This is a genomic window from Streptomyces sp. NPDC015220, from assembly GCF_043079345.1.
GTDB lineage: Bacteria > Actinomycetota > Actinomycetes > Streptomycetales > Streptomycetaceae > Streptomyces.
In genome coordinates, this window is sequence record NZ_JBIBUK010000003.1 from 65,986 (window position 1) to 92,641 (window position 26,656).

Genomic DNA, 26,656 nt, shown 5'->3' on the forward strand with positions numbered 1-26,656 from the left:
CGGCCCGCTTCCCGAGGAGGGGGCGGGACGGCCGGGCCACCGGCGTCGGGCCGGCCGTGCGGCCGGTCCCGTCAGCGCGCCCCGACCAGTCGCTCCGCCGCGGCCTCGCGTTCGAGCATCCGGCGCAGCGGTCCGGGCAGGGCGGCCAGCTCCGCGAACGTCCCTCGCTGGAGCACCCGCCCCTCGTCCAGGACGATCACCTCGTCCACCGCTTCCAGCCCGGCCAGCCGGTGAGTGATGAGCAGGGTCGTACGACCCTCGGTGGCGGCCAGCAGGTCCGCGGTGAGCGCGTCGGCGGTGGGCAGGTCGAGGTGCTCGGCGGGCTCGTCGAGGACGAGGACCGGGAAGTCGGCGAGCAGCGCCCGGGCCAGGGCCAGCCGCTGTCGCTGCCCTCCGGACAGCCGCGCCCCGTGCTCGCCGACCAGCGTGTCGAGCCCGTCGGGCAGGGCGTCGGCCCAGTCCAGCAGCCGGGCCCGCGCAAGAGCGTCGCGCAGTTCCGTCTCGGTCGCGCCCTTCTTCGCGAGCAGCAGGTTCTCGCGCACCGAGCTGTCGAAGAGATGGGCGTCCTGGGCGCACAGCCCGACGATCCGCCGTACGTCGTCGCCGTCCAGGGACCGGGCGTCGACCCCGCCGAGGGTGTAGGCGCCCGCCCTAACGTCGAGGAACCGCAGCAGCACCTGGGCGAGTGTCGTCTTGCCTGACCCGGACGGTCCGACGACGGCGACCCTGTGCCCCTCTTCCATCGTCAGATCGAGACCGGCGAGCGCATCGCGGTCCTGCCCGGCGTGCCGGGCCGTGAGCCCCTTGACGGTGAGCGGGAACGGCGCTGCGGGCGCCTGGCGGGGCCGCTCCGGCTCACGGACGGGCTCGGGCGCGTCGAGGACCTCGTGGACGCGTTCCGCGCTGCGGCGCACCCGTTGCCGGTACTGGACGGCGAGCGGCATTCCGAGGACCGCCTCGAAGGCGGCCAGCGGGGTGAGGACGACGACGGCCATGGCCACGCCGCCGAGTCGGCCGTCGGCGACGGCACGGGCACCGACCAGCGCCGCCGCCGCGACGGTCAGCCCCGAGACCAGTGCGGTGAGGCCGTCGCCGAGGGCGGTGGCGGTGGCCGTGCGCGAGGCGATCCGGGTGAGCGCGGTGTCCGCCCTCCGCGCCCGGGCGGCGCGGTCGGGCAGCGCGCCCGCGACGGTCAGCTCGGCGGTCCCGGTGAGGAGGTCGGTCACCCGGGTCGCCAGGGCCCCACGGGCTGGGGCCAGCCGGTGCTCGGCGCGTCGTGCGACGGCGCCGGTGACCAAGGGGACACCGGCTCCGGCCGCGAGCAGCCCGACGGCGAGCACCACACCGGCCTCGGGCAGCAGCCAGGCCGTGAACCCGATGGAGGCGGCGGAGACGGTCAGTGCCGCGCCGGCGGGCAGCAGCCAGCGGAGCCAGTAGTCCTGCAACGCGTCCACGTCGGCCACGAGCCGGGTCAGGAGATCACCCCGGCGGACCCGGCGCAGTCCCGCGGGCGTCAGCCGCTCCAGCCGTCGGTAGACGGCGACGCGGGTGTCGGCCAGCATCCGCAGCACCGCGTCGTGGGACACGAGCCTTTCCGCGTACCTGAAGACGGCCCGGCCGATGCCGAAGGTCCGGGTCGCCGTCACGGCCACCATGAGGTACAGCACGGGGGGATGCTGCGATGCCCGCGAGATGAGCCATCCGGAGGTGGCCATCAGTCCGACCGCACTGCCCAGTGCGAGGCTGCCGAGCAGCAGGGCGAGGGCCAGGCGACCTCGGCGGGGGCCGGACATCGCGCGGACCCGGGTGAGGACACTGCCGGTGGCCGTCACGGGTCCGGCCTCGGGCTCGGCGCTCACGGAGTCGTCCCCCGGCTCCGCCCCGGCGGAGCGGGTCGCGGGCGCGCCCACCGCGGGGCGTACGGGCCGCGGTGACCCGGTGCCGTCGAGCCGCACCACCCGGTCCGCAGCCGCCAGCAGTGCCGGCCGGTGGACCACGAGCAGCACGGTCCGTCCGGCGGACAGCCGCCGCACCGTCGCCACGATGTCGGCCTCGGTCGCCCCGTCCAGCGCGGCGGTCGGTTCGTCGAGCAACAGGACGGGCCGGTCGGCGAGGAAGGCACGGGCGAGCGCGAGCCGCTGCCGCTGTCCGGCCGACAGCCCGGCGCCGTCCTCTCCGAGCCGGGTGTCCACCCCGTCCGGCAGGGCGTCCACGAAGTCCAGCGCTCCGGCGTCGGCCAGCGCGCCACGGACGGCGGTGTCGTCCGCCTCGGGCCGAGCCAGCCGGACGTTCTCGGCGATCGTCCCGGCGTACAGGTGCGGGCGCTGCGGCACCCAGGCGATGCACGAGCGCCACTGCGACGGGTCGAGATCGGCGAGGTCGGCCCCGCCGATCCGCACCCGCCCCGCGGTGGGCCGGACGAAGCCCAGCAGAACGTTCAGGAGCGTCGACTTGCCCGCGCCGCTCGGCCCGACGATCGCGACCGTCTCCCCCGGCTCCACGGCGAAGGACGCCTCCGTCACCGCGTTGGCCGACCGTCCGGGATAGCGGACGCTCACGCCTTCGAAGGTGAGCGTTCCCGTGGGCACGGCGCCGGTGCCGGTCGCCGGCACCGGTGTCTCCAGGACGGCGAAGATCTCCTCCGCGGCGGCCAGTCCCTCCGCCGCCGCGTGGTACTGGGCGCCCACCTGGCGCAGTGGCAGATAGGCCTCCGGCGCGAGCACGAGGATGACCAGGCCGACGTAGAGGTCCGTGTCGCCGTTCACGAGCCGCATGCCGATCGTCACGGCGACCAGGGCCACCGACAGCGTGGCCAGCAGTTCCAGGGCGAAGGAGGACAGGAAGGCTATCCGCAGGGTCCGCAGGGTCGCCTGCCGGTACTCGCCGGTGATCCGCCGGATCGACTCCGCCTGTGCCTTGGCCCGGCCGAACACCTTCAGGGTCGGCAGTCCCGCGACCACGTCCAGGAAGTGCCCGGACAGCCGGGACAGCAGCCGCCACTGGCGGTCCATGCGCGACTGCGTGGCCCAGCCGATCAGCATCATGAAGACGGGGATGAGCGGCAGGGTGCCGACGATGATGGCCGCGGACACCCAGTCCTCGGTCACGATCCGCGCCAGCACCGCCACCGGGACGACCACCGCGAGTCCCAGCTGCGGCAGATAGCGCGAGAAGTAGTCGTCCAGGGCGTCGACTCCGCGCGTGGCCAGCGTGACCAGCGAGCCGGTCCGCTGCCCGCTCAGCCAGCCGGGTCCCAGGGCCGCCGCTCGCGCCAGCAGCCGTCCACGCAACTCGGACTTCACCGCCGCGCTCGCCCGGTGGGCGGCCAGCTCGGTGAGCCAGGACACCAGCGCACGACCGCAGGCGACAGCCACCAACAGCAGTAGTGGAGTGCGGAGTTCGCCGGCCGTCATACCGTGTTGGAAGGCGCCGACCACGGTCTCGGCGATGAGCATGGCCTGCGCGATCGACAGGCCCGCGCCGAGGGCACCGAGGCCGACGACGGCCAGCAGGAAGAGCCGGGTGGCCCGGGCGTAGCGCAGCAGTCGCGGATCGATCGGTTTCACGTGAGACATGCCCTTCGGGTCCAAGGGGCGTGTTTCACGTGAAACACACCCCTGCCGGACTCAGTGCGCGGCTTCGGCTATGTGCTGAGTGCCGATCCGCTTGCGGAACACCCAGTACGTCCATCCCTGGTAGAGCAGCACGATCGGGGTGGCGATCCCCGCGCACCAGGTCATGATCTTCAGGGTGTACGGGCTGGACGAGGCGTTGGTGACGGTCAGGTTCCAGTTCGCGTCCAGCGTGGACGGCATGACGTTCGGGAAGAGCGACAGGAAGAGCATGGCCACGGCGGCCACGATGGTGACGCCGGACAGCGCGAACGACCATCCCTCCCGTCCGGCCTGGTTCGCCACCAGCGCGGCGACCAGAGCGACGACAGCCACGACCAGCGCCACCAGGCTGCGGCCGTTGCCCGTGTCGGCCTGGGTCCACAGCAGGAAGCCGAGGGCCACGACGGCCGCGACCAGCCCCACGCGCAGGGCCAGTTTCCGCGCCCGCTCCCGAATGTCCCCGATGGTCTTCAGGGCGGTGAACACCGCGCCGTGGAAGGTGAACAGTGTCAGGGTGACCAGACCGCCGAGGAGCGCGTACGGGTTAAGGAGATCGCCGAGGCTGCCGACGTACTCCAGGTTCCGGTCGATCTTCACGCCCCGCACGATGTTGCCGAAGGCGACACCCCACAGGAACGCGGGAATCAGCGAGCACCAGAAGATCGCGGTCTCCCAGTTGCGCTGCCACTTCTCCTCGGGCCGCTTGGCCCGGTACTCGAAGGCGACACCCCGCACGATCAGGCAGACCAGGATGGCCAGCAGCGGCAGGTAGAAGCCGGAGAAGAGCGTGGCGTACCACTCGGGGAAGGCGGCGAAGGTGGCGCCGCCCGCGGAGAGCAGCCAGACCTCGTTGCCGTCCCAGACGGGGCCGATGGTGTTGATCAGCACCCGCTTCTCGGGCCGGTTCCGGGCGAGCAGCTTGGTGAGGACGCCGACCCCGAAGTCGAAGCCCTCCAGGAAGAAGTAGCCGGTCCACAGGACGGCGATGAGGACGAACCAGACGTCGTGCAGTTCCATGACTGTGCCTCCCTCGGCCTAGTACGAGAAGGCCATCGGCTTGTCGGCGTCACGGAGGTCGCCGCCGATCTTGGTGGGCGGGTTGAGGTCGGCCTCCGTGAGCTCGGGCGGGCCGGCCTTGACGTACTTCACGAGCAGCTTCACCTCGACGACGGCGAGGATGGCGTAGAGCGCCGTGAAGACGGCGATGGAGGTGATGACCTCGCCCTGCGAGACGCCGGGGGAGACCGCCTGCCGGGTCTGCAGGACGCCGTAGACGGCCCATGGCTGGCGGCCCATCTCGGTGAAGATCCAGCCCCAGGAGTTGGCGATCAGCGGGAAGGCCAGCGTCCAGACGGCGATTCGCCAGTACCACTTCGTCAGTTGCGGACCGAGCGCCTTGTTCCTGAACAGGACCAGGTGGGGCACCTCGTCCTCGCCCACGCGCAGGTGCTGCGGCAGCAGGAACTTCTTGCGGGTGAGCCAGAGTCCGGCCATGCCGATCGCGAAGGACGCCATGCCGAACCCGATCATCCAGCGGAAGCCCCAGAACGTGACGGGGATGTTGGGCCGGTAGTCGCCGGGCCCGAACTTCTGCTGCTCGGCCTTGTTGACGTCGTTGATGCCGGGGACGTAGGAGCTGAAGCTGTCGTCGGCCAGGAAGGACAGCAGACCGGGGATCTCGATGGCAACCGAGTTGTGGCCCTTCTCCACGTTGCCGTAGGCGAAGATCGAGAACGGCGCCGGCTCCTGGCCGTCCCACAGCGCCTCGGCGGAGGCCATCTTCATCGGCTGCTGCTTGAACATGACCTTGCCGAGGGTGTCACCGCTGATCGCGGTGAGCAGGCCGGCTATGACCACCGTGATCAGGCCGAGCCGCAGGGAGGTCTTCATCGTCCCCACGTGCTTCTTGCGGGCGAGGTGGTAGGCGGCGATGCCGACCATGAAGGCGCCACCGGTCAGGAAGGCCGCGGAGAGGGTGTGGAAGGCCTGAGTGAGTGCGGTGTTCTGGGTCAGGACCGCCCAGAAGTCGGTGAGTTCGGCCCGGCCCTTGGCCTTGTTGATCCGGTAACCGACGGGGTGCTGCATCCAGGAGTTGGCCGCGAGGATGAAGTACGCCGACAGGATCGTGCCGAGCGACACCATCCAGATGCAGGCCAGGTGGATCCTCTTGGGCAGCTTGTCCCAGCCGAAGATCCACAGGCCGATGAAGGTGGACTCGAAGAAGAACGCGATCAGGGCCTCGAAGGCGAGCGGAGCCCCGAAGATGTCACCGACGAAGCGGGAGTAGTCCGACCAGTTCATGCCGAACTGGAACTCCTGCACGATGCCGGTGACCACCCCCATGGCGATGTTGATCAGGAAGAGCTTGCCCCAGAACTTGGTCGCCCTGAGGTACTTCTCCTTCTCCGTGCGCACCCAGGCCGTCTGCAACCCGGCCGTGAGGGCGGCCAGCGAGATCGTCAGGGGGACGAACAGGAAGTGGTAGACGGTCGTGATGCCGAACTGCCAGCGCGCCAGTGTCTCCGGCGCCAAAGCCAGGTTCACGTCGTCACTCTCCTTACGTCGCCGTGGTCACGGCGGCGGTTTGCCCTGGTACGTCCCGCACAACAGGGCAGCAATCGGACTCGCTTGTGAACGCGTTCACATTCACAAGCAATTATGACGTACCGATTTTCGACGCGGCACCGGGGGTCCCCCCTTCTCCGCCGCGTCAGCCCCTTGGCAAGAACTTCAACAACTTGTTGAATTGCACGCCATGCAGATACGCGTCTCCTGGCCCGCCGGCCACCTCACCGCGCAGCTCGACGACACCCCGACCACCCGGGCGCTCGCCGAGGCGCTGCCACTGGTCTCCGCCGCTCACACATGGGGCGAGGAGGTCTACTTCGACACCGGTCTCCACGTTCCACGTGAAACGGACGCCCGGCAGATCGTCGAGCCCGGCACGGTCGCCTTCTGGACCGACGGCGACGCCCTGGCCCTCCCCTACGGGCCCACGCCGATCTCACGGGGCGCCGAGTGCCGTCTCGCCAGCCCGTGCAACGTCCTCGGCCGGATCGACGGCGACCCCCGCCGGCTGGCGACGGTACGCGACGGCGACCCCGTCCGCGTGGAGCTCGTGAACGACTGAGGGCCCGCCCGGCGGACCGGGTCGTGAAAGACCGCACCGCCGGACAGGCCCCGAAAGACCGGAAGGCTACTCACACCTCCCTGGGGAACGCCTCCGTCGCCTTCAGGAAGATGTCGTTCGCCTCGGTCTCCCCGACGGTCACCCGTACACCCTCACCCGGGAACGGCCGCACCACCACGCCCGCCCGCTCACATGCCTCGGCGAAGGCGACCGTGCGCTCCCCCAGCCGCAGCCAGACGAAATTGGCCTGCGTCTCGGGCACCGTCCAGCCCTGCGCGCGCAGCGCGTCGACCACGCGCGTGCGCTCGCACACCAGCGAGCCGACCCGGCCCAGCAGTTCGTCCTCCGCCCGCAGCGAGGCGATCGCCGCCTCCTGCGCCAGCTGGCTCACACCGAACGGCACCGCGGTCTTGCGCAGCGCGGCCGCCACCGGCTCATGGGCGATCGCGAAGCCCACCCGCAGCCCGGCCAGGCCATAGGCCTTGGAGAACGTGCGCAGCACGCAGACATTGGGGCGGTCCCGGTACAGCGCCACACCGTCCGGCACCTCGGTGTCGCGGATGAACTCGCGGTAGGCCTCGTCCAGCACGACCAGCACATCGCGGGGCACCCTGTCGAGGAAGCGTTCGAGCTCGGCCCGGCGCACCACCGTGCCGGTCGGGTTGTTGGGGTTGCAGACGAAGATCAGGCGGGTGCGGTCGGTGATCGCGTCCGCCATCGCGTCCAGGTCGTGCACATCACCCGGCGTCAGCGGCACCTGCACCGAGGTCGCGCCGCTGATCTGCGTGACGATCGGGTAGGCCTCGAAGGAGCGCCAGGCGTAGATGACCTCGTCGCCGGGGCCGCTGGTGGCCTGGACCAGCTGCTGGGCGACGCCGACGGAACCGGTGCCGGTCGCCACGTGGGAGGCCGGCACCCCGAAACGCTCGGCCAGCTCGTTCGTCAGGGCGGTGCACGCCATGTCCGGGTACCGGTTGAAGGAGCAGGCGGCAGCCGTCACCGTCTCCATGACGCCCGGCAGCGGCGGGTAGGGATTCTCGTTGGAGGACAACTTGTACGCCGCCGGGCCGTCGGCCGCCGCGGGCTTTCCCGGCTTGTAGGTGGGGATACCCTCCAGCTCGGCACGCAGCTTCGGGTTCGTCTCGCTCACCGCAGTCCTCCTCGTGACCACCACCGGCTTCCAATACTCCACACTTTATGAGGATTGGACGCCGCTGCGTATGGGTCTGCGGCCATCACTCGCGCCGGAGGACCGAGAACCTCACCTGCCACAGCGGCAACAGCGGCATCACTGTACGAATATGTACGATTTGGGGGGCGCGCCACACATATATCTACGCGCCGGTGATTCACGCCGTGGCGCGCATCCCTCGTGAAGGTGAGTTGAGACCTCTTCGAGACCTCGAAGACTCGGCAGGCCTACGCCCGCCCTCGCATCACGTCCTACCTCTGAATCGTACAACTACCTTCTTTTCCAAGGTGGTTTAAGCGAAGCGACCATGCAGAAACGTGCCTGTCAACGCATGCATATGCGTCCGCGCTCCCCCGTCGCATGAGCCCTACTATCGGCTCGCCATGACAGCAGCAGGGAAGCACCAGGTGAGCCGCGCGGATACCTCACGCCGAGGCAGCCGGCCGGGCCGGGCGGGCATCAGAGACGTGGCCGCCGCCGCCGGAGTCTCCATCACGACCGTCTCCGACGCCCTCAACGGCAAGGGCCGGCTCCCGGACGCCACCCGCCGCCATGTCCGCGAGGTCGCCGACCGACTGGGGTACCGCCCCTCGGCCGCCGCCCGCACCCTCCGTACCGGCAAATCGGGCCTCATCGGCCTGACCGTGACCACGTACGGGGATGAACCTTTCACCTTCACCGAGTTCGCGTACTTCGCCGAGATGGCCCGGGCGGCCACCTCGGCCGCGCTCGCCCGGGGCTACGCCCTCGTCATCCTCCCCGCGACCTCGCGCCACGACGTGTGGTCGAACGTGGCGCTGGACGGCACGGTCGTCATCGACCCCTCCGACCAGGACCCGGTCGTCAGCGAACTGGTCCGACAGGGCTTACCCGTGGTCAGCGACGGCCGCCCGGTCGGCTCGCTGCCGGTCACCGCCTGGGTCGACAACGACCACGAGGCCGCGGTGCTGGACATCCTCGACCACCTCGCCGAGGCCGGCGCCCGCCGCATCGGCCTGCTCACCGGCACCACGACGGACACGTACACCCATCTGTCGACCACCGCCTACCTGCGCTGGTGCGAGCTCGTCGGCCAGGATCCGGTCTACGAGGCCTACCCCGCCCACGACCCGTGCGCCGGCGCCGTCGCCGCCGACCGGCTGCTGGCCCGACCCGACCGGCCCGACGCCGTCTACGGACTGTTCGACCCGAACGGCACCGACCTGCTCGCCGCCGCCCGCCGCTACGGACTGCGCGTCCCCGAGGACCTGCTCCTGGTGTGCTGCAGCGAGTCCACGGTGTACGCCAACACCGAGCCGCCCATCACCACGCTCTCCCTGAAGCCGCGCCGCATCGGCACGGCGGTCATCCAGCTCCTGATCGACGCGATCGAGGGAGTCGAGTCGGACCACCCGGTCGAGCAGGTCATACCGACCGAGCTGATCGTGCGCACCTCGTCCCAGCGGCGCCCGCCGCGCACGACCGTAAGCCCGCCACGCGCACCGGAGGAACAGTAGGGACAGCCGGTCGCGGGACCGCCGAAGACGGCCCAATCGGGGCGAAAGCCGCAGCGAACGTGACTCCTGCTCCGATTCACCACCCCTGGGTCATCACACGGCGCGATCCGCGTTCCTATGATGGGCCCACGACACCGCGGGCCGCTGCGACCAGGCAGTCCGAAGCGGTGCAGATGCGGCGCGATGGTGGAGGGGTCGATGACTCAGGGGGCCGGTCAGGGACCCGATGTGGAGCGGACGGCGACGTTGCGTGACTTCCGAGTGCCCGCGTACATGAACGAGACCGGCCCGTACGCCCAGGGCAGCCACGCGGTCGAGCCCGTGCCACCGACCGAGGGCGGCTACCCGGTGGCCGCGGAGGGGTACCCCGAGGACGGGTACACGCCGACGGAGCGCGATCTGCCGGTCATCAAACGGGGTGACACGCTCCAGGCGTCCGTGGACCCGGTCCCCGCACCGGTCCCGCAGCCCGCCACCGGACCCGGCCCGCTCTTCGTCGTCGGGGACGTGCACGGCTATCTCGACCAGCTGGTCGCCGCCCTCCAGGAGCAGGGGCTCGTCGACTCCGCCGGCCACTGGTGCGCGGGCACCGCCCGGCTGTGGTTCCTCGGTGACTTCACCGACCGCGGCCCGGACGGCATCGGCGTCATCGACCTGGTGATGCGCCTGTCCGCCGAGGCGGCCGCCGCCGGTGGGTACTGCAAGGCCCTCATGGGCAACCACGAACTGCTGCTGCTCGGCGCCCGGCGGTTCGGCGACACACCCGTCAACTCGGGCGCGGGCACCGCCACCTTCCAGGCGGCATGGCTGCTCAACGGCGGCCAGAAGTCCGACATGGACCGCCTCCAGGACCACCACCTGCAGTGGATGGCCCGCCTGGACGCGGTCGAGGAGGTCGACGGCTACCTGCTCGTCCACTCCGACACCACCGCCTATCTCGACTACGGCGACTCGATCGAAGAGGTCAACGACAACGTCCGCGAGGCGCTGACGCGCAACGACGCGGACGAGGTGTGGGACCTGTTCCGCAAGTTCACCAAGCGCTTCTCCTTCCGCGACGAGGGCGGCGCCGACGCCGTGCGCTCCCTGCTCGACACGTACGGCGGCACCCGCATCGTCCACGGCCACAGCCCGATCCCCTACCTGCTGGGCGAAGTCGGCTCCGAGGACGGCGACGAGTCGACGGGTCCGGTGGTGGCGGGCCCGCACGTCTACGCCGACGGACTGGCCATCGCGATGGACGGCGGCGTGACCATGGCAGGGAAGCTGCTGGTCCAGCAACTGCCGCTGGACAACTGACCGTTCGACGCACGATCCCCTGAGCCGGCACGGCCGCGCGGGTCCACCCCCAATTTGTGGAAACCCCCTGTCACCGCGCGCCGTCACGGCTCTACCATCGGTTTATCCGTAGCAGGCTCCCCTCCGTTTCTGCCCGACGGCTCGCCGCCATGCGAGCCCCAAGCCCTACGGAGCATCGGGGGATGCACATGAACAGCGTTCCGCAGTACCTGCTGAACGAGGACCGCCAGGATTTCGCGCGGGTCCTCGATGAGGCGCTGCGCTCCGCCCCACACCGCCCGGAACTCGCCGCTGTCGGACAGCGGCTCAACACCGAACAACTGCGCACCATGGCCCTCGGCGCCACCGCTCTGATCACGGCGGCCGCCGCCACCGAGTACCACCACTACGTGAAGGTCCGCGAGGAACTGCGACGGCCGGTTCCGGCCGTCCCCTCGTACGCCGGTGAGGCCGGTGCCGTGGAGACGGACCCGGCCTCGCCGGACCGCTCCGCCGTCATGGGCGTGACCACCGGCGCGGGCGCGGGCGCCGTCGTCGCGGTCCTCGCCCCGGTCCTCGCCGGGATCGCGGCGGCCCTGTTCCTTCTCGTCGGCTATCTGTTGAAGATGCTCGACCCGGCGCCCGCCTTCTCCCGGACCATGATCACGGCGGGGTGGGTGTTCGGCGTCATGACCGCGGCCGCGATCGTCGTCGCCGGCACCGGGCTGCTGCTCACCGCCCTGCGCAACCACCCCTCGCCCGAGCCCGCCCGCTACGGCGAACTCGGCGAGGAACTCGGCCGGGCACGGGACGCCTGGCACGACGCCCTGCTCGAGCGCGGCATCCTGCCGTTCCTGCGCGAGGCGCTCGCCGATCCCGGCTCCGCGGCACCGCGTCGCCCGGGCCCGGCCGCGCCGGGTGACCGCATCCCGCGCCTCGGTTACGACCGTCCTGGCTTCAGCAGCCCCCACGACGGAGCCCCGCACTCCCGTCCGCGCTTCACCAGCCCCGACTTCACCAGTCCGGACTTCGGCGGTCCGGAGCACCAGCCGGAGTGAGCGGCCACCGGAAGCCGCACCGGCCGCCGGCCCTCCCCGGCGGGTCCGTGCGGCACCGGCTGGTCCGGGATGCCTGAGCGGCACCCCGGACCGGCGAGGTCCGCCGGAACGAAATGGCGTCCCGGACCGATCAGTCGGCCAGCGGCAGGTACACCCTGTTCCCGCTCGCGGCGAACTCCTTCGACTTCTGGAGCATCCCCTCGGCGATCTCCTCGGGCGACGCCCCTTCGGCAGCCGTGCCGCCGAACCGTTCCGTGATGCTCTGACTGATCTTCATCGAACAGAACTTCGGACCGCACATCGAGCAGAAATGGGCCGTCTTGGCGGGTTCCGCCGGGAGGGTCTCGTCGTGGAACTCCCGCGCCGTGTCGGGGTCCAGTGCGAGATTGAACTGATCCTCCCACCGGAACTCGAAACGGGCGTCGGACAGAGCGTCGTCCCACTCCTGCGCGCCCGGGTGTCCCTTGGCCAGATCGGCCGCATGCGCGGCGATCTTGTAGGTGATCACCCCGGTCTTGACGTCGTCCCGGTTGGGCAGGCCCAAGTGCTCCTTGGGGGTGACGTAACAGAGCATGGCCGTGCCCCACCAGGCGATCATCGCGGCGCCGATGCCGGAGGTGATGTGGTCGTACGCCGGGGCGACGTCCGTGGTCAGCGGGCCGAGCGTGTAGAACGGGGCCTCGTCGCAGATCTCCTGCTGAAGGTCGATGTTCTCCTTGATCTTGTGCATGGGGACGTGTCCCGGCCCCTCGATCATCGTCTGTACGTCGAACCGCTTCGCGATCCGGTTGAGTTCCCCGAGCGTCCGCAACTCCGCGAACTGCGCCTCGTCGTTGGCGTCCGCGATCGAACCGGGCCTGAGGCCGTCACCGAGGGAGTACGTGACGTCGTAGGCGGCGAGGATCTCGCAGAGCTCCTCGAAGTTCTCGTACAGGAACGACTCCTTGTGGTGCGCGAGGCACCAGGCCGCCATGATGGATCCGCCGCGCGAGACGATGCCGGTCTTGCGGTTCGCCGTCAGCGGGACGTAGGGGAGGCGGACGCCGGCGTGGACCGTCATGTAGTCCACACCCTGTTCGGCCTGCTCGATGACCGTGTCCTTGTAGATCTCCCAGGTCAGCTCCTCGGCCCTGCCGTCGACCTTCTCCAGGGCCTGGTAGAGCGGAACCGTTCCGATGGGGACGGGGGAGTTGCGCAGCACCCACTCCCGGGTGGTGTGGATGTTGCGGCCGGTGGAGAGGTCCATGACCGTGTCGGCGCCCCACCGGGTGGCCCAGGTCATCTTCTCCACCTCCTCCTCGATGGAGGAGGTCACCGCGGAGTTGCCGATGTTGGCGTTGACCTTCACCAGGAACCGCTTACCGATGATCATCGGCTCGATCTCCGGGTGGTTGACGTTCGCCGGCAGCACCGCGCGGCCCGCCGCGATCTCCTCGCGGACGACCTCGGGAGCGACGTTCTCCCGGACCGCGACGAACTCCATCTCCGGCGTGATCTCCCCGCGGCGCGCGTAGGCGAGCTGTGTCACCGCGCCGCCGTCCCGGCCACGACGCGGCTGTCGCGGCCGCCCCGGGAACACCGCGTCCAGATTGCGCAGGCCGCCGCGCGGCGAGGTGTGCTTGATCCCGTCGTCCTCGGGTCGGACGGGACGGCCCGCGTACTCCTCCGTGTCGCCGCGGGCGATGATCCAGTTCTCCCGCAGCGGCGGCAGCCCCCTGCGGACGTCGGTCTCGACGAGCGGATCGGTGTACGGGCCCGACGTGTCGTACAGCGTGACCGACTGCCCGTTGGTGAGGTGCACCTGACGAACCGGCACGCGCAGGTCGGGGCGTGTGCCCTCGACGTACGCCTTGTGCCAGCCGATCGACTTCCCGGCCTCCCCGCGGGGAGCGATCTGCTCCCCGTCGCTGGACAGCTGTGTGGAGGCAGGCGTGCGTGCGTCCTTGTTGGTCATCAGACCTACTCCCTACGCCGGCATTACCCGGTAACAGGTTCGGCGGTCGACGCAGCGGTTCCCGTCTGCCGTCGTATCCCGTGGAACATCGCTCGTTCCACGTGAAACACGGCGAAGACGAAGGTCAGCGCCCTCTCAGCCCGGTGCTCCGAGCTCCCGCGTGTGCAAAGGTGCCTCCACGCTAGCGTCATTCGTGGCGCGGTGAACAGTGGGCCCCCGCCGTTCTTGCGATGATCGGGCGGTGAGCGCGACACAGCAGTCCCCCCATCCGCCGCCCGAACCGGGGCCCGGCCTCGCCGCCGGGAGCGGGCAGGAACACGTGCCCGAGCAGGGGGCCGGCCACGGCCACTCGCACGGTCACGGCCACGGACCGGCCGCCCCGGCCTCGAAACACCTGCGCAAAGTCATCGCCGCCGTCCTGATCCCCTTCGCCGCAGCGGTGGTGGTCGGGCTGGCCGTGCTCTGGCCCGGCGGCGCCCCGTCGCACGAGCGCACCGGCGTGGGTTTCGACCGGCAGACCCAACAGGCCACGGTCACCCGGGTGGTGGAGGTGAGCTGCAAGTCGGTGAACGCCTCCGGTGGCATGCCGGCCGACGACGCGTCCGCCCCCGGGGACGGCTCCGCACCGGAACGGACGCCCGGCACCTGCAAGAAGGCGACGATCCGCGTCGACAGCGGCAAGGACAGGGGACGGACGTTCACCGAGGTCGTGCAGCCCGACCAGACACGGCAGTTGCACCAGGACGAGGAGGTGGTGGTCGCCTACGAGCCCTCCGCGCCGAGAGAACTGCAGTACTCGGTCACCGACGTCAACCGGCGATTCCCCGTGGCACTGCTGGCCGGTGTCTTCGCACTGGCCGTCGTGGTCGTGGGGCGGATCCGAGGCGTCATGGCGCTGGTCGCCCTGGCCATCAGTTTCCTGGTCCTGAACCTGTTCATCCTGCCCGCGATCCTCCAGGGCTCCAATCCCCTGGTCGTCGCCGTGGTGGGATCGAGCGCGATCATGCTGATCGCGCTCTACATGTGTCACGGCCTGTCTGCCCGGACCTCGGTGGCGGTGCTGGGCACACTGATCTCCCTGGTCCTGATCGGCATCCTGGGCTCGCTGTTCATCGGCTGGGCCGCGCTCACCGGCAACACCGACGACAGCACCGGTCTGATCCACGGCCTGTATCCGTCGATCGACATGAGCGGTCTGCTGCTGGCCGGGGTCATCATCGGCTCACTCGGCGTCCTCGACGACGTGACGGTGACACAGACCTCGGCGGTCTGGGAGCTGCACGAGGCCAACCCGGCGATGGGCCGCCGCGGGTTGTACCGGGCGGGTATCCGCATCGGGCGCGACCACATCGCATCCGTCGTCAACACGCTCGTTCTCGCGTACGCCGGAGCCGCGCTGCCCCTGCTGCTGCTCTTCTCCATCGCGCGGAGCGATGTGGCGACCGTCGCCAACAGTGAGCTGGTGGCGGAGGAGATCGTGCGCACGCTGGTGGGCTCGATCGGTCTGGTCGCCTCGGTGCCGGTCACCACGGCCCTCGCGGCGCTCGTGGTCTCGGCCGACCGCCCGGGACCGGCGCGGGCCACGGGGGGCGTGCCCGCTCCGACGCGCGGCGGGAGGGGAAGACGTCGCAAGCGGTGACCGGACCTCGGAGCGGGATGGCGCCGATCCGCGTCCCCGGGCCACCCGGTGTGCCAGAAGCCACCGCGTGCGCCCCGCTGCCGAAACGCTTCAGCCCGCGCTCTGCTCCTCCGCCAGAATGCGGTCCAGCGCCTCGTCGAGGTGAGCGTCGAAGTCGGCCAGGGAACCTTCCTGCCCCAGCGGCACCAACTTGTCCGTGCGGTCGAGGAAGGCCACCAGCGGGGCCGTGGAGGACCGGAACAGCGCCCGGTCGCTGCCGACCTGAAGCCGGATCAGCACCTCGCTGAGCGAGTCGCTGTCGGCGGGTGAGATGCGCACATCGCCGTCCCCGCACGGCGCACCCACCCCGTCGATCAGCAGCTCACGGCCGAAGGCCCAGGTCACCGGGGCGTCACCGGGCAGATGGAAGGTCAGCCGCACGGCATAGGGATCGCTGCTCTCATACCGCAGCTCCACCGGAATGCGGAAGGAGAGTTCCTCGGACACGAGAAAGCTCATCATGACCTCTGCCTGCACGGACTCGCGCATCGCTACCCCGTCATCTGCCGTCGACTGGCCGGGAATCATCCAAGTGACACTTGAGGCATCTTGCTGAAAGTACACACCGGATCACAAGGAGTGAGTTTTCAGATACTGATAGCGAGCGCGAGGGAGCCGACCCGCCGACCCACCTCGATCTGCAACTGGCGCGCGGCGGGCAGCAGCCGGCCGGCCTGGTGAGCGGGGAGCGACAGGGCCATCGTGACCGCCGTGGCGCCCATCGTGAGGGGAACGGCCGCGCAGACCGTCCCCAGGGCGTACTCCTGGTGCTCCGTCACCGGCTGCATCCTCCCCACCCGGTCCACACGGCGCAGCAGGGTGTGCTCATCACGGACCGTGTACGGGGTGAGGGACCGCACGGGATGGCGGGCGAGGTGGTCCCGGCGGGCGCCCTCGTCCAACTGGGACAGCAGGCACTGGCCGATGGCGTGCGCGTGACCGGTCTCCCGGAAACTGGCCCACTCCTCGGCGGCCGGAGTGCCCGGGGTGTCGGAGACGCACATGACCTCGATCTCGCCGTCGCGGTACATGGCGTAGTACACCGGGGCACCGATCGAATCCCGCCATTGTGCGAGCGTGTCGGCGATCGTGCTGCGACGTTTCTGCGCCGCCCCGCCGCTGCTCAGCCGCTCGGCCGCCTCACCGAGGAAGAACAGCCCCTTGTCCCGGTACAGATAGCCCTCGTGCACGAGGGTGCGCAGCAGGTGGTAGGCGGTGGGCAGGGCGAGCCCCGTCTCGCGGGCGAGTTGCTTGGCGGGGGCCCCGTGCTCATGCCCCGCGACGGTCTCCAGCAGCCGCATCGCGCGCTGTACCGATCCGATCAGGGTCTGCGCGGTCCGGGCCGGGGGCTGCTCCGGCACTCTGGGGCGGGTCCGGTCCACCGCGGGTGCGGAGCGCGGTTGCGCGGGCAGCGCCATGGAGCGGGACGGCACCCGGGGCGCGGGGGGCGCGGGCCGTTCTGCGGGTGCGGTGTCAACCGTGGCCAAGGGTCACTCCCGTAGCGCGTGGGGGCAGCCCGTGCGGGAAACACGGGAGGGGGTACGCCGCCCGCGGGGCCGGCCCCGCGTCGATCTCCGGACCCTATCCGCCTGTCACCGCTCACCGGCGGCTTGTCCGGAAAACTTCCCTCCCGCGAGGGAACCGGTGGTTTCCGTTACCGGTCACCGGTGTCCCGCGGCGCTCACCAGTCGCTGCGCGAGGACGAGCTCGACATGAACTTCCGAACGATGTAGATCAGTCCGCCGACCAGGGCCACGAAGACCAGCAGCTTGAACAGCAGGCTGATCACGAAGTGGACCACGGTCACCATCAGCCCACCGAAGACGACTAGGGCGATGACCGGCACCGCGACCCACTTCACCCACCACGGCAGACCAGCGAAGATCTCTCGCATTGCCCTCGTCCTTACCTCTCGCCCGCGCTGTGCCGGGTCCCGTCGATGTCCTGCACCCGATGCTAGGCCGGGCCAAGGGCCCGGCGGGCCGTCCGCGTCCCTTGTCCTCCCCTGACCGTCCCCCTAGGGAACCCTGAGACGACGCCTCAGGCTTCCGGCGGAGAGAACACCACCAGGACCCGCAGATCCTCGCTGATGTGATGGAACTTGTGAGCGACGCCGGCCGGCACGTAGACCACACTGCCCCGGGCCACCTCGGTCGTCTCCAGGCCGACCGTGATCGAGGCACGGCCGCTCACCACGAAGTACACCTCGTCCTGGCCGTGCGGCTGCTGGGGGTCGTGGTCGCCCGCGTCGAGCGCGTACAGGCCCACCGACACGTTCCGCTCCCGCAGGAACTGAAGGTAGGCGCCCTCGTTGGCGGCTCGCTCCGCCTCCAGTTCGTCCAGCCGGAATGCCTTCATCGCCCTCGCCCGTGTTCGTCGTCGATCTCGTCTGCCACGATCAGACACATGAAGAATTTCGTAGTCAAGACGATCGCCAACGCGGGTGCCCTGGCGGTCGCCGTCTGGCTGCTCGACAAGATCACCCTGACCGGCGACAACACGGCGAAGGAGGCCGGCACGCTGATCGTGGTCGCCCTGGTCTTCGGTCTGGTGAACTTCCTGGTCAAGCCGGTCGTGAAGGTGCTGACCTTCCCGCTGTTCATCCTCACGCTCGGTCTGATCACCCTGGTCGTCAACGCGCTGATGCTGCTGCTGACCTCATGGGTCAGCGGCAAGCTCCAGCTGAGCTTCCACGTCGAGGGCTTCTGGACCGCTGTCATCGGCGGTCTGATCATCTCGGTCGTCTCCTGGGCACTGCACATGGTCCTGCCGGACGAGGACTGAGCGACCGACCACACGGCGCGGTGACACGCTCTGAGAGGCTGGAGGCGGCGAGTCAGGGCCTGATCGCCGCAGAACGAGAGCACGGGAAGGACGGGCGGCATGAGCGATTCCGCTGCGGACAACACGGACGGCACGCGACAGGAGAGCGGAGTCCGCGCCGGTGACGGCACGCGCGCGGTGCGGGCCGGTCTCCCCGAGCCGGTCAAGCACGAGCCGACGCTTCCCGGACCGGTCTTCGCCGCCCACTTCCATCTGCCGGGCGACCCGACGGGGCCCTACACCTACGGCCGGGACGAGAACCCCACCTGGACGCTGCTGGAGCGCGCCATCGGCGAGCTGGAGGCGCCCGGCCGGGACGACGCCGAGACGCTGGTGTTCGCCTCCGGCATGGCCGCCATCTCCTCGGTGCTCTTCTCCCAGCTGCGCGCCGGCGACGCCGTGGTCCTCCCCGGCGACGGCTACCAGGCCCTGCCGCTGGTGCGCACCCAGCTGGAGGCGTACGGCATCGAGGTGCGCACCGCGCCGACCGGCGGGGACGCCCAGCTCGACGTGCTGGACGGCGCCCGACTGCTGTGGATCGAGTCCCCCTCGAACCCGGGGCTCGACGTGTGCGACATCCGACGGCTGGTCGGTGCGGCGCACGCGCGGGGCGCCCTGGTCGCCGTCGACAACACACTCGCGACGCCGCTGGGGCAGCGGCCGCTGGAGCTCGGCGCGGACTTCTCGGTGGCCAGTGGCACCAAGCAGCTCACCGGGCACGGCGACGTCCTGCTGGGGTACGTCACCGGCCGTGACAGCGGGGCCATGGCGGCCGTACGCCGCTGGCGCAAGATCGTCGGAGCGATCCCCGGACCGATGGAGGCCTGGCTCGCGCATCGCTCGATCGCCACCCTGCAGCTGCGCGTGGAGCGGCAGAACGCCTCCGCACTGGCGCTCGCCGAGGCGCTGCGGGAGCGCCCCGAGGTGACGGGGCTGCGCTACCCGGGACTGCCCGAAGACCCCTCGCACGAAGTCGCCTCGCGGCAGATGCGGCGCTATGGGTGCGTGGTGTCCTTCACGCTGCCCACACGCGCGCGGGCCGAGCGCTTCCTCGACGCGCTGCGGCTCGTGGACGATGCGACGAGCTTCGGCGGAGTGCGCTCCACGGCCGAGCGGCGCGGGCGCTGGGGCGGCGACGCGGTGCCGGAGGGCTTCATCCGGATGTCCGTCGGCGCCGAGGACCCGGCGGATCTGCTGGCCGACGTACTGAGCGCGCTGGACACATCGGCGGACTGACCGCCTCCGCGTGGCCGGACCGGCCTGGCCGCGGACGGCGGACGGTCCAAGCCTCCCCCCTCGTGGCTCGGACCGCCCTCGGCTCCGTACGAAGAACCGCACGAAGAACCGCCTGGACAAGGCTAATTGACTCGTCGTCAGTGTCCAATCACGGTAGCGACAGAGACCTATCGACATATTTATAGTTGAGCGCGGCCCACAGGACCGGGGCCAGGGTCTCGTCCGCGGATCCGGCCTGATCCGTACCAAAGGCCCCAGGGGCGCCGGGAGGGAGGTCGGGCCGTGGACCTGGCGTTGCTTCGTACGTTCGTGACCGTGCACCGGGCGGGTTCCTTCACCCGCGCGGCGGCGCTGCTCGGCCTGTCCCAGCCGGCCGTCACCTCGCAGATCCGCACACTGGAGCGGCAGCTCGGCCGCCCCTTGTTCCTGCGCCAGGCCCGTGGTGTGACACCGACGTCCATCGGTGACGAACTCGCCCACAAGGCCGCGCCGCACCTCGACGCCCTGGTGGAGATCACCGAGTCGGGCCTCGACGACGAGTCCTCCGTGCGCACCCTGCATCTGGCGGGGCCACCCGAGTTCACCGCCGAACGGGCGCTGCCCGCGCTGACCGCGCTGACCGGCGAGGACGGACAGGGCTTCGCCCTGCGCGCCTCGTTCGGGAACGCCGAGGAAGTCCTGGACGGGCTGTCCGCCGGCCACCATGACCTGGCCATCGGAACCGTCCGGCCGCGCGGCCGTCTGCTCACGGCCGCTCCGCTCTGCGACGAGGAGCACGTCCTGGTCGCCGCCCCGCGCTGGGCCGGGGAAACCGGTTCCGGGCGGCCGCGGGCCAAAGGAGGGCTGGTCCCGAGGAACATCCCCGTGATCGAGGTCCACGAGTCGATGCCCTTCGTCTCCCGCTACTGGACCTCGGTCTTCGACTCCCGGCCCAGCGCGGCCGGGACCGTGATCGTCCCCGATCTGCGCGCGGTCCTCGCCTGTGCGGCGGCGGGTGCCGGGCTCGCGGTGCTTCCTCGCTATCTGTGCGCCCCCGCACTGGCGCGGGGGGACGTGGTGGCCCTTCATGAGCCGGCGGTTCCGCCCCTGCGCACATACTTCCTGGTGGTGCGCACCGGCACGCTGGCGATGCCGCACATAGCGCGGGCCCACGAGTGGCTGCTGCGCGCGGCCTCCCACTGGTGCTGAGCCTTCCTCCGGGGCCGTCGCACACCGAACTCGTCCGGTGACGATTCACGATGTTTCACGTGGAACCGGCTGGGCCACATTTCTCCCATGACCGTCCGACCCGTGGTCAAGCGCACCGCCCGCGCCGTTCTGCTCGACGGTGACGACCTGATTCTGATCAAACGCACCAAGCCCGGTGTCGATCCCTACTGGGTCACTCCCGGTGGCGGGGTCGAGCCGGGGGACACCAGCGTCATCGAGGCCTTGCACCGGGAGGTGCACGAAGAGCTCGGCGCCAAGATCACCGATGTGGTGCCCTGCTTCGTGGACACCGTGGAGCACATCGGTGCGGACGGTGGTGCGACCGGCGTCAAGGTGCAGCACTTCTTCGTCTGCCGTCTGGAGTCGATGGACCCTTCCCTACGGCACGGCCCCGAAGTGGAGGAACCCGTCGGCGAGTACGAGATCGTGCGTGTGCCGTTCACCCGGGTCGGCATCGCCTCGGTCCATCTCGTGCCGTTGTCACTGCGGCACTACCTGGACGGCAACATCGAGGGCGTCCGGGCCATGCACGCCCCGGACCTCGGCTGACGGCAGGGCAGCGACGGACCCCGCGCCTGCGCGGGTCTCTCGGGGGACCATGGCCGCAACGGCGCCCCTCGGTGTTTCACGTGAAACACCCTGCACCTGCCCGCAGGCTGTGGAAGCGCTCACGGCATGACCAAAAGCACGTACGTCTCTCCTGAAACGGGTGGACGCCGACGGTGCCGGTCGGACAGCCTGACCTGCGTGTCGACTCCTTCCCCTGCCGCCCTGCCCATCCGCCGCCTGACGCTCCGCGATCGCACCGCCTGTGCGGACCTGTCCGAGAACCGGGGGTGGCAGCGCGAAGAGCACAAGTGGAACTTCCTCCTCACCGCCGGGACGGGATACGGCATCGACGATCCGGACGGAGGACTCGTGGCCGCCTGCGTCGTCACCGAGTACGGTCCGCGGGACCGTCCTGATCTGGGCGCCATCGGCATGGTCCTGGTCGCCGAGCGGCACGCCCGTCAGGGCGTCGGACGCCGGTTGATGCGTCATGTCGTCTCGCGGATGGGCACCACACCGCTGACCCTGCACGCGACGCCCCATGGCCGGCCGCTGTACGAGGAACTCGGCTTCAAGGTCACCGGCCGGGCGGAGATGGTGCTCGGCCGTTTCACGTCGGAGGAGGCACGGTCTCCCGTCGCCACGAGGGCGGCCACCGCCGAGGACCTCACCCGCATCCTCGAACTGGACGAGGAGGTGTTCGGCTCCGACCGCACTCCCCTGATCACCCGGCTGCCCGCGTTCGCCGACCAGTTGCTGGTCGCCGAGGACAGCGGCCGGATCATCGGCTACACGGCGGCCTGGCCCAACATGGACACCCATGTCGTGGGCCCGCTGATCGCCAGGGACACCAGGACCGCCAAGGCCCTCGTCACCGCCATCGCCGCCCGCACCGACCGCCCGCTGCGCACCGACATCGACGTACGCCACGGAGAACTGCTGGACTGGGTGAAACAACGCGGTCTGAGGTCCATCGCGTTCAACTCCGTCATGATGTACGGCGCCCCGGAGCTGCCCGGGGACTGGACCCGCCGGTTCGCTCCGCTGACCGTGGCGGCCGGCTGAGCGACCGGCGCTCCCGAGAGCGTGAACGCCGGTCCCTTCCACCTCCGAAGGGACCGGCGCGCATCGTCGGGGGACTTCGTCAGGCGAGCGTCTCCACCGCGGCGACGGCGAAGCCGTGGTCCTGCTCCGGTGCGCCGCCGCCCACACCGACGGCGCCGATCAGACGGCCGTCACGCCGCACGGGCACACCGCCCGCGATGAACAGGAGCGGCCGGTCGAGCGCGGTGGGCAGGGTGTGGAAGGAGCCTCCCGGCTGCACGGCGGCCACGAGGTCGGCGGTGGCGGCATCCAGCTGGAGGGCGGTGTAGGCCTTGCGGGTGCTCGTCTCTCCGGAGATGAGGACGGCCCGGTCGTCACGGCGGAAGGCGAGCAGGTGCCCGCCCGCGTCCAGTACGGTCACGCTGACCGCGACGCCGGCGGCCTCGGCCGCACGCCGGGCCGCGGTGACCAGGGCCTCGGCCTCCTGGGTGGTCAGCGGTACCGCGGCGGTGGTGGTGCTCATGGGGGGTTCTCCTCGAAAAGGGTGTTACGGGCAGTTCGGGGCGGGACGGGGCGGGGTGCTTCCCCGGGTCCGCGCCGTCCGGTGCCGGATCAGTGCCGGACGGGAGTCGGCTGCTCCACCGGGGCGGCGGCGAGGGACGTGCCGGCGGTGCTGTCCCGGCGTTCCAGCGCGGCGGAGAGGATGGCGAGGACCAGGGCTCCTGCCGCGAGGACGGCGCCGACCCAGTTGGGCGCGGTGTAGCCGAAGCCGGCCGCGATCACGATGCCGCCCAGCCAGGCGGAGAGGGCGTTGCCGAGGTTGAAGGCGCCGATGTTGAGGGCCGAGGCCAGTGTCGGAGCGCCGTGCGCCTGGTCCAGGACGCGCTTCTGCAGGGGCGGTACGGTCGCGAAGCCCAGGGCGCCGATCAGAACGATGGTGACGGCCGCCGCGACCTTGTCGTGCGCGGTGAGGGTGAAGAGCGCGAGGACGACGGCCAGGGCGCTCAGCGAGACGTACAGCATGGGCATCAGGGCCCGGTCGGCGAACTTGCCGCCGACGAGGTTGCCGGCGACCATGCCCAGGCCGAAGAGGACCAGCAGCCAGGTGACGGAGCCCTCGGAGAAACCGGCGACGCGGGTCATCATCGGAGCGATGTAGGTGACGGCCGCGAAGACCCCGCCGAAGCCGAGGACGGTCATCGCCATGGCCAGCAGCACTTGGGCGTTCTTCAGAGCGGCCATCTCGTGCCGCAGGTGCACGCCTTGCGGCCTGGGCAGTTCGGGGACCAGCCGAGCGATGCCGACAAGGCCGACCACACCGAGTCCGGCGACGACGCCGAAGGTGACGCGCCATCCGGCGGACTGGCCGACCAGCGTGCCGAGCGGGACGCCCACGACGTTGGCGACCGTCAGTCCGGTGAACATCATCGCGATGGCGCCGGCCCGCTTCTCCGGGGCGACCAGTTCGGCCGCCACCACCGAGCCGATGCCGAAGAACGCGCCATGGGCCAGTGACGCGACCACACGACCGATCAGCATGACCGAGAAGACGGGAGCCAGCGCCGAGAGCAGGTTCCCGGCGATGAAGAGCCCCATCAGCAGCATCAGCATCCGCTTGCGGGAGATCCTGGTGCCGAGCGCGGTCATCAGCGGGGCACCGAACATGACGCCCAGCGCGTAGCCGGTCACCAGCAGACCGGCCGTGGGGATGGAGACCCCGAAGTCACTCGCGACCTCGGGGAGCAACCCCATGATCACGAACTCGGTCGTGCCGATTCCGAAGGCCCCGATCGCGAGGGCCAGAAGCGCGAGAGGCATGGGGGACAACCCTTCCCAGACGATTGCTGATGCGCCTAAACAGCTTGAACAATAATTGCAAGCGCGGGCTAATGCAACCGCTGTCTATTGCGCCGTTGCTCTATCCTGTTAGCAGCCCCACGGGATGGAGGAAACGCCCATGACAGCGACGGACCCCTCGCTCACCGCCCTCGCCCAGGGCTGGTGCGCCCTCTCGCTGCTGCACGGGAGGCTCGAGGCGCACATCGAGCGCGCCCTGCAGGCGAAGCACGACCTGAGCGTCCGCGAGTACTCGCTGCTCGACGTGCTCAGCCGTCAGCACGACGACGAGGGCGGCCATCTTCAGATGAAGCAGGTCGCCGACGCGGTCGTCCTCAGCCAGAGCGCCACGACCCGGCTCGTCACCCGGCTCGAGGACCGGGGTCTGCTCGAGCGGTACCTCTGCCCCACCGACCGCCGCGGCATCTACACCAACGTCACCGCGGCCGGCCTCACGCTCCTGGAGGAAGCCCGGCCGACCAACGACGCAGCCCTGCGGGAGGCACTCGACGAGGCCGCGAAGAACCCGGAGCTGGCGCCCCTGGTCCGGGTCGTCGAGTCGCCGCACGAGCCGGCTTCCGTGTGATCGCCTACCGGGCCGGCCGCCGCGCATAGGGTGCCGGGTATGGGAGATCTCGACATACGCACCGCTGTCGCGGACGACGTGCCCGCCATCGTCGCGATGCTCGCCGACGACCCGCTGGGCGCCCGGCGTGAGTCGCCGGACGACCTCGCGCCGTATCTGGCCGCGCTGGAACGCCTCAGCGCCGACCCGAACCAGCAACTGGTGGTCGCCGTGCGGGAGGGCCGGATCGTCGGAACACTCCAGCTCTCCGTCATTCCCGGGCTGTCCCGGCGCGGAGCCACCCGGTCGATCATCGAAGCCGTGCGCATCCACACCGACGAGCGCGGCAGCGGCCTGGGCACGCAGCTCATCGAGTGGGCGATCGACGCGTCCCGGCGGGCGGGATGCCGACTGGTACAGCTCACGTCGGACAGCACACGCACCGACGCCCACCGCTTCTACGAGCGGCTGGGGTTCGAGGCGTCCCACGTGGGCTTCAAGCTGTCCCTGTGAACGCGGGGGCCGTGCGGGGGCCGTTTCACGTGAAACGGCCCATCAGCCTCTTGGTGCCCCCGGGCCCTACCCGATACCGCGCCATCCCTCCGGGTCCACACCGCCGGGTACCGAAGAGCCCTCGTCGTACGGCTGACGGGTGAACACGAACGATCCGAGGTCCAGGTGGTCCACGGAACCGTCGGCCCGCCGTACGGCCCTCAGCGGCTCTCCCGCGTAGTACCCCTCCAGCCCCGTCCAGGTGCCGTCGCCGTTCGCCCGGAACCGCGACCCACGCCCGTTGCCGGTGAGCGGCTCCAGGGACAGCAACCCGTCGGTGGTCAGCCGAAGACCGAAGCCGTGCGTCCCCCAGTACCACTGCCCCACCAGCTCCAGCACCGAGGGCTCGACGGCCCGCAACGGCCGCCAGGGCTCCGGAATCCGCGGTTCGGCGTCGGCGACGATGCGCACCAGGTCGGCGCCCACGGCGGCCGGTGACACGCCGGAGGTGCAGTTGGCCAGCACCACGGCGGCCACGTCGTCCTCCAGCGCGATGGTGAGGGAGGCGAGGAAGCCCGGCAGCGAGCCCGAGTGCCCCACGAGCAGCCGCTCGCCCGACCGCCTCGACTCCAGCCCCAGCCCGTACGCGTATCCGGCCACCACGTCTGCCCCTTCGGGCGGAGCCGACGGAGTACGCATCTCCCGCAGCGACTCGACGCTCAGGACACGGTCGTCGCCCCGCGCGAGGAAGGCCGCGAACCGGGCCAGGTCCCCCGTGGTGGACCACAGCTGTCCGGCCGGAGCCATCCGGCCGAGGTCCTCCACGGGTTCGGGCAGCATCACGTCGGCCCAGGGGTGCACCGCCCAGCCGCCCGCGTGCGGCGCACAGGGCTGTGCGCTGGTGCGGTGCAGCCCCAGAGGCTCGAGCACCTCCCGCCGAAGCACGTCCTCCCACGGAGCGTCGCGCAGCTTCTCGACGAGCGCGCCCAGCAGCGTGTAACCGGGGTTGGAGTAGTGGAACCGCCGGCCGACCGGATGCCGCAGCGGTTGTTCGCCCAGTACGTCGGCGAGTCCGGGGCGCAGGCTCCCGGGCGTTCGCTCCCACCAGGGTGCGGGCGACTCGGCGGCCAGGCCGCCGGTGTGCGCCAGCAACTCGGCGATCGTGGCCTCCCCGGCACCGGTGCCGGGCAGATGCTTCTCCAGCGGATCCCCGAGGTCGAGTACGCCCTCGTCCCGCAACCGGAGGACGAGTACGGCGGTGAAGGTCTTGGTGATCGAACCGATGCGGTACTGGGTGTTCTCGTCCGGCGCGTGACCGGCCACCGATGTCCGCCCGCCCTGCCACACCGTTCGCCCGTCCCGCACGACCGCCGCGACGAGCGAGGGCGCCCGCCCTTCCGTCTGGGCCACGGCGATCCGGTGCGACAGAGCCCGGCGCGTGCCGGGCAGCAGTTCGTCCTGAGAAGTCGTCGTCATGCCCCCAGTCCATCCGGTCCTCCCGC

The 26,656-nt window shown here is 70.5% G+C and carries 24 protein-coding genes and 1 riboswitch; of the genes, 12 read left to right on the forward strand and 12 right to left on the reverse strand.

Annotated features, from left to right (window positions below; genetic code table 11):
- Positions 1–71 precede the first annotated feature (71 nt).
- Genes cydD through ACF061_RS09475 form a run of 3 tightly spaced genes read right to left on the reverse strand, consistent with a single transcriptional unit; the run spans position 72 to position 6,158 of the window.
- Positions 72–3,575 (reverse strand): thiol reductant ABC exporter subunit CydD, encoded by a 3,504-nt coding sequence (gene cydD, locus ACF061_RS09465; RefSeq protein WP_392266248.1) that lies wholly within the window; start codon positions 3,573–3,575, stop codon positions 72–74.
- Between the two features lie 51 nt (positions 3,576–3,626).
- A complete protein-coding gene (gene cydB / locus ACF061_RS09470) occupies positions 3,627–4,631 on the reverse strand; it encodes a cytochrome d ubiquinol oxidase subunit II (RefSeq protein ID WP_392266249.1) in 1,005 nt (334 codons plus the stop codon).
- 18 nt (positions 4,632–4,649) lie between these two features.
- The gene (locus ACF061_RS09475) at positions 4,650–6,158 is read right to left on the reverse strand and encodes a cytochrome ubiquinol oxidase subunit I (protein WP_392266250.1); all 1,509 of its coding nucleotides are present in this window, start codon (positions 6,156–6,158) and stop codon (positions 4,650–4,652) included.
- Between the two features lie 211 nt (positions 6,159–6,369).
- Between ACF061_RS09475 and ACF061_RS09480 the strand changes: the two genes are divergently transcribed.
- Positions 6,370–6,744: a cyclophilin-like fold protein gene (locus ACF061_RS09480; protein WP_392266251.1), complete on the forward strand. Its 375-nt coding sequence runs from the start codon at positions 6,370–6,372 to the stop codon at positions 6,742–6,744.
- Between the two features lie 70 nt (positions 6,745–6,814).
- Here the strand turns inward: ACF061_RS09480 and hisC are convergent, their stop codons facing one another.
- A complete protein-coding gene (hisC, locus tag ACF061_RS09485; RefSeq protein ID WP_392266252.1) occupies positions 6,815–7,894 on the reverse strand; it encodes a histidinol-phosphate transaminase in 1,080 nt (359 codons plus the stop codon).
- A gap of 425 nt (positions 7,895–8,319) precedes the next feature.
- On the opposite strand from hisC, the gene ACF061_RS09490 reads away from it, so the two are divergent.
- The 3 genes from ACF061_RS09490 (at position 8,320) to ACF061_RS09500 (ending at position 11,768) form a co-directional block, all read left to right on the forward strand.
- On the forward strand, positions 8,320–9,432 hold the full coding sequence (locus ACF061_RS09490) for a LacI family DNA-binding transcriptional regulator (RefSeq protein ID WP_392266253.1): 1,113 nt from the start codon (positions 8,320–8,322) through the stop codon (positions 9,430–9,432).
- Positions 9,433–9,615: 183 nt separating this feature from the next.
- Entirely contained in the window at positions 9,616–10,731 is a 1,116-nt protein-coding gene (locus ACF061_RS09495; RefSeq protein ID WP_392266254.1) for a metallophosphoesterase, read from the forward strand.
- 182 nt (positions 10,732–10,913) lie between these two features.
- Positions 10,914–11,768 carry a hypothetical protein gene (locus ACF061_RS09500; protein ID WP_392266255.1) on the forward strand — a complete coding sequence of 285 codons (855 nt, stop codon included), beginning with the start codon at positions 10,914–10,916 and terminating at the stop codon, positions 11,766–11,768.
- Positions 11,769–11,898: 130 nt separating this feature from the next.
- Here the strand turns inward: ACF061_RS09500 and thiC are convergent, their stop codons facing one another.
- Complete coding sequence (gene thiC / locus ACF061_RS09505) at positions 11,899–13,722, reverse strand: phosphomethylpyrimidine synthase ThiC (protein WP_392266256.1); 1,824 nt, start codon at positions 13,720–13,722, stop codon at positions 11,899–11,901.
- Positions 13,715–13,892: riboswitch (TPP riboswitch) on the reverse strand. (Overlaps the previous gene by 8 nt.)
- 71 nt (positions 13,893–13,963) lie before the next feature.
- Here thiC and ACF061_RS09510 point away from each other — a divergent pair.
- Complete coding sequence (locus tag ACF061_RS09510; RefSeq protein WP_392266257.1) at positions 13,964–15,361, forward strand: YibE/F family protein; 1,398 nt, start codon at positions 13,964–13,966, stop codon at positions 15,359–15,361.
- Between the two features lie 90 nt (positions 15,362–15,451).
- Here the strand turns inward: ACF061_RS09510 and ACF061_RS09515 are convergent, their stop codons facing one another.
- From ACF061_RS09515 to ACF061_RS09530, 4 genes are all read right to left on the reverse strand, one after another.
- On the reverse strand, positions 15,452–15,889 hold the full coding sequence (locus ACF061_RS09515) for an SsgA family sporulation/cell division regulator (protein ID WP_392266627.1): 438 nt from the start codon (positions 15,887–15,889) through the stop codon (positions 15,452–15,454).
- 98 nt (positions 15,890–15,987) lie between these two features.
- Positions 15,988–16,887, reverse strand: a complete 900-nt coding sequence (locus ACF061_RS09520) for an IclR family transcriptional regulator (protein ID WP_392266258.1) — start codon at positions 16,885–16,887, stop codon at positions 15,988–15,990.
- A gap of 194 nt (positions 16,888–17,081) precedes the next feature.
- Complete coding sequence (locus ACF061_RS09525) at positions 17,082–17,294, reverse strand: DUF5326 family protein (RefSeq protein ID WP_392266259.1); 213 nt, start codon at positions 17,292–17,294, stop codon at positions 17,082–17,084.
- A 146-nt stretch (positions 17,295–17,440) separates the two neighbouring features.
- A complete protein-coding gene (locus ACF061_RS09530; RefSeq protein WP_392266260.1) occupies positions 17,441–17,758 on the reverse strand; it encodes a cupin domain-containing protein in 318 nt (105 codons plus the stop codon).
- A 48-nt stretch (positions 17,759–17,806) separates the two neighbouring features.
- On the opposite strand from ACF061_RS09530, the gene ACF061_RS09535 reads away from it, so the two are divergent.
- From ACF061_RS09535 to ACF061_RS09555, 5 genes are all read left to right on the forward strand, one after another.
- Positions 17,807–18,184: a phage holin family protein gene (locus ACF061_RS09535; protein WP_392266261.1), complete on the forward strand. Its 378-nt coding sequence runs from the start codon at positions 17,807–17,809 to the stop codon at positions 18,182–18,184.
- A 99-nt stretch (positions 18,185–18,283) separates the two neighbouring features.
- Positions 18,284–19,459, forward strand: coding sequence for a cystathionine gamma-lyase (locus ACF061_RS09540; RefSeq protein WP_392266262.1), 1,176 nt, complete (start codon positions 18,284–18,286; stop codon positions 19,457–19,459).
- 282 nt (positions 19,460–19,741) lie between these two features.
- Positions 19,742–20,647 (forward strand): LysR family transcriptional regulator, encoded by a 906-nt coding sequence (locus ACF061_RS09545; RefSeq protein WP_392266263.1) that lies wholly within the window; start codon positions 19,742–19,744, stop codon positions 20,645–20,647.
- 87 nt (positions 20,648–20,734) lie between these two features.
- Positions 20,735–21,217: an NUDIX domain-containing protein gene (locus ACF061_RS09550; protein ID WP_392266264.1), complete on the forward strand. Its 483-nt coding sequence runs from the start codon at positions 20,735–20,737 to the stop codon at positions 21,215–21,217.
- A 198-nt stretch (positions 21,218–21,415) separates the two neighbouring features.
- Positions 21,416–22,282 (forward strand): GNAT family N-acetyltransferase, encoded by an 867-nt coding sequence (locus ACF061_RS09555; RefSeq protein WP_392266265.1) that lies wholly within the window; start codon positions 21,416–21,418, stop codon positions 22,280–22,282.
- 79 nt (positions 22,283–22,361) lie between these two features.
- Here the strand turns inward: ACF061_RS09555 and ACF061_RS09560 are convergent, their stop codons facing one another.
- Both ACF061_RS09560 and ACF061_RS09565 read right to left on the reverse strand, forming a co-directional pair.
- The gene (locus ACF061_RS09560; RefSeq protein WP_392266266.1) at positions 22,362–22,784 is read right to left on the reverse strand and encodes a heme-binding protein; all 423 of its coding nucleotides are present in this window, start codon (positions 22,782–22,784) and stop codon (positions 22,362–22,364) included.
- 89 nt (positions 22,785–22,873) lie between these two features.
- Positions 22,874–24,079: an MFS transporter gene (locus ACF061_RS09565; protein WP_392266267.1), complete on the reverse strand. Its 1,206-nt coding sequence runs from the start codon at positions 24,077–24,079 to the stop codon at positions 22,874–22,876.
- Between the two features lie 139 nt (positions 24,080–24,218).
- On the opposite strand from ACF061_RS09565, the gene ACF061_RS09570 reads away from it, so the two are divergent.
- Positions 24,219–24,683 (forward strand): MarR family winged helix-turn-helix transcriptional regulator, encoded by a 465-nt coding sequence (locus tag ACF061_RS09570; protein ID WP_392266268.1) that lies wholly within the window; start codon positions 24,219–24,221, stop codon positions 24,681–24,683.
- 39 nt (positions 24,684–24,722) lie between these two features.
- Positions 24,723–25,175, forward strand: coding sequence for a GNAT family N-acetyltransferase (locus ACF061_RS09575; RefSeq protein WP_392266269.1), 453 nt, complete (start codon positions 24,723–24,725; stop codon positions 25,173–25,175).
- A gap of 66 nt (positions 25,176–25,241) precedes the next feature.
- Here the strand turns inward: ACF061_RS09575 and ACF061_RS09580 are convergent, their stop codons facing one another.
- Entirely contained in the window at positions 25,242–26,630 is a 1,389-nt protein-coding gene (locus tag ACF061_RS09580) for a serine hydrolase domain-containing protein (protein ID WP_392266270.1), read from the reverse strand.
- Positions 26,631–26,656 lie beyond the last annotated feature (26 nt).

What these genes read in the sequence shown, in the direction of transcription:
- cydD (WP_392266248.1), bottom strand. Translation starts at nt 3,575, where the DNA reads ATGTCTCACGTGAAACCGATCGATCCGCGACTGCTGCGCTACGCCCGG.
- cydB (WP_392266249.1), bottom strand. Translation starts at nt 4,631, where the DNA reads ATGGAACTGCACGACGTCTGGTTCGTCCTCATCGCCGTCCTGTGGACC.
- ACF061_RS09480 (WP_392266251.1), top strand. Translation starts at nt 6,370, where the DNA reads ATGCAGATACGCGTCTCCTGGCCCGCCGGCCACCTCACCGCGCAGCTC.
- ACF061_RS09490 (WP_392266253.1), top strand. Translation starts at nt 8,320, where the DNA reads ATGACAGCAGCAGGGAAGCACCAGGTGAGCCGCGCGGATACCTCACGC.
- ACF061_RS09495 (WP_392266254.1), top strand. Translation starts at nt 9,616, where the DNA reads ATGGTGGAGGGGTCGATGACTCAGGGGGCCGGTCAGGGACCCGATGTG.
- ACF061_RS09500 (WP_392266255.1), top strand. Translation starts at nt 10,914, where the DNA reads ATGCACATGAACAGCGTTCCGCAGTACCTGCTGAACGAGGACCGCCAG.
- thiC (WP_392266256.1), bottom strand. Translation starts at nt 13,722, where the DNA reads ATGACCAACAAGGACGCACGCACGCCTGCCTCCACACAGCTGTCCAGC.
- ACF061_RS09515 (WP_392266627.1), bottom strand. Translation starts at nt 15,889, where the DNA reads ATGCGCGAGTCCGTGCAGGCAGAGGTCATGATGAGCTTTCTCGTGTCC.
- ACF061_RS09525 (WP_392266259.1), bottom strand. Translation starts at nt 17,294, where the DNA reads ATGCGAGAGATCTTCGCTGGTCTGCCGTGGTGGGTGAAGTGGGTCGCG.
- ACF061_RS09530 (WP_392266260.1), bottom strand. Translation starts at nt 17,758, where the DNA reads ATGAAGGCATTCCGGCTGGACGAACTGGAGGCGGAGCGAGCCGCCAAC.
- ACF061_RS09535 (WP_392266261.1), top strand. Translation starts at nt 17,807, where the DNA reads ATGAAGAATTTCGTAGTCAAGACGATCGCCAACGCGGGTGCCCTGGCG.
- ACF061_RS09540 (WP_392266262.1), top strand. Translation starts at nt 18,284, where the DNA reads ATGAGCGATTCCGCTGCGGACAACACGGACGGCACGCGACAGGAGAGC.
- ACF061_RS09550 (WP_392266264.1), top strand. Translation starts at nt 20,735, where the DNA reads ATGACCGTCCGACCCGTGGTCAAGCGCACCGCCCGCGCCGTTCTGCTC.
- ACF061_RS09560 (WP_392266266.1), bottom strand. Translation starts at nt 22,784, where the DNA reads ATGAGCACCACCACCGCCGCGGTACCGCTGACCACCCAGGAGGCCGAG.
- ACF061_RS09565 (WP_392266267.1), bottom strand. Translation starts at nt 24,079, where the DNA reads ATGCCTCTCGCGCTTCTGGCCCTCGCGATCGGGGCCTTCGGAATCGGC.
- ACF061_RS09570 (WP_392266268.1), top strand. Translation starts at nt 24,219, where the DNA reads ATGACAGCGACGGACCCCTCGCTCACCGCCCTCGCCCAGGGCTGGTGC.
- ACF061_RS09575 (WP_392266269.1), top strand. Translation starts at nt 24,723, where the DNA reads ATGGGAGATCTCGACATACGCACCGCTGTCGCGGACGACGTGCCCGCC.
- ACF061_RS09580 (WP_392266270.1), bottom strand. Translation starts at nt 26,630, where the DNA reads ATGACGACGACTTCTCAGGACGAACTGCTGCCCGGCACGCGCCGGGCT.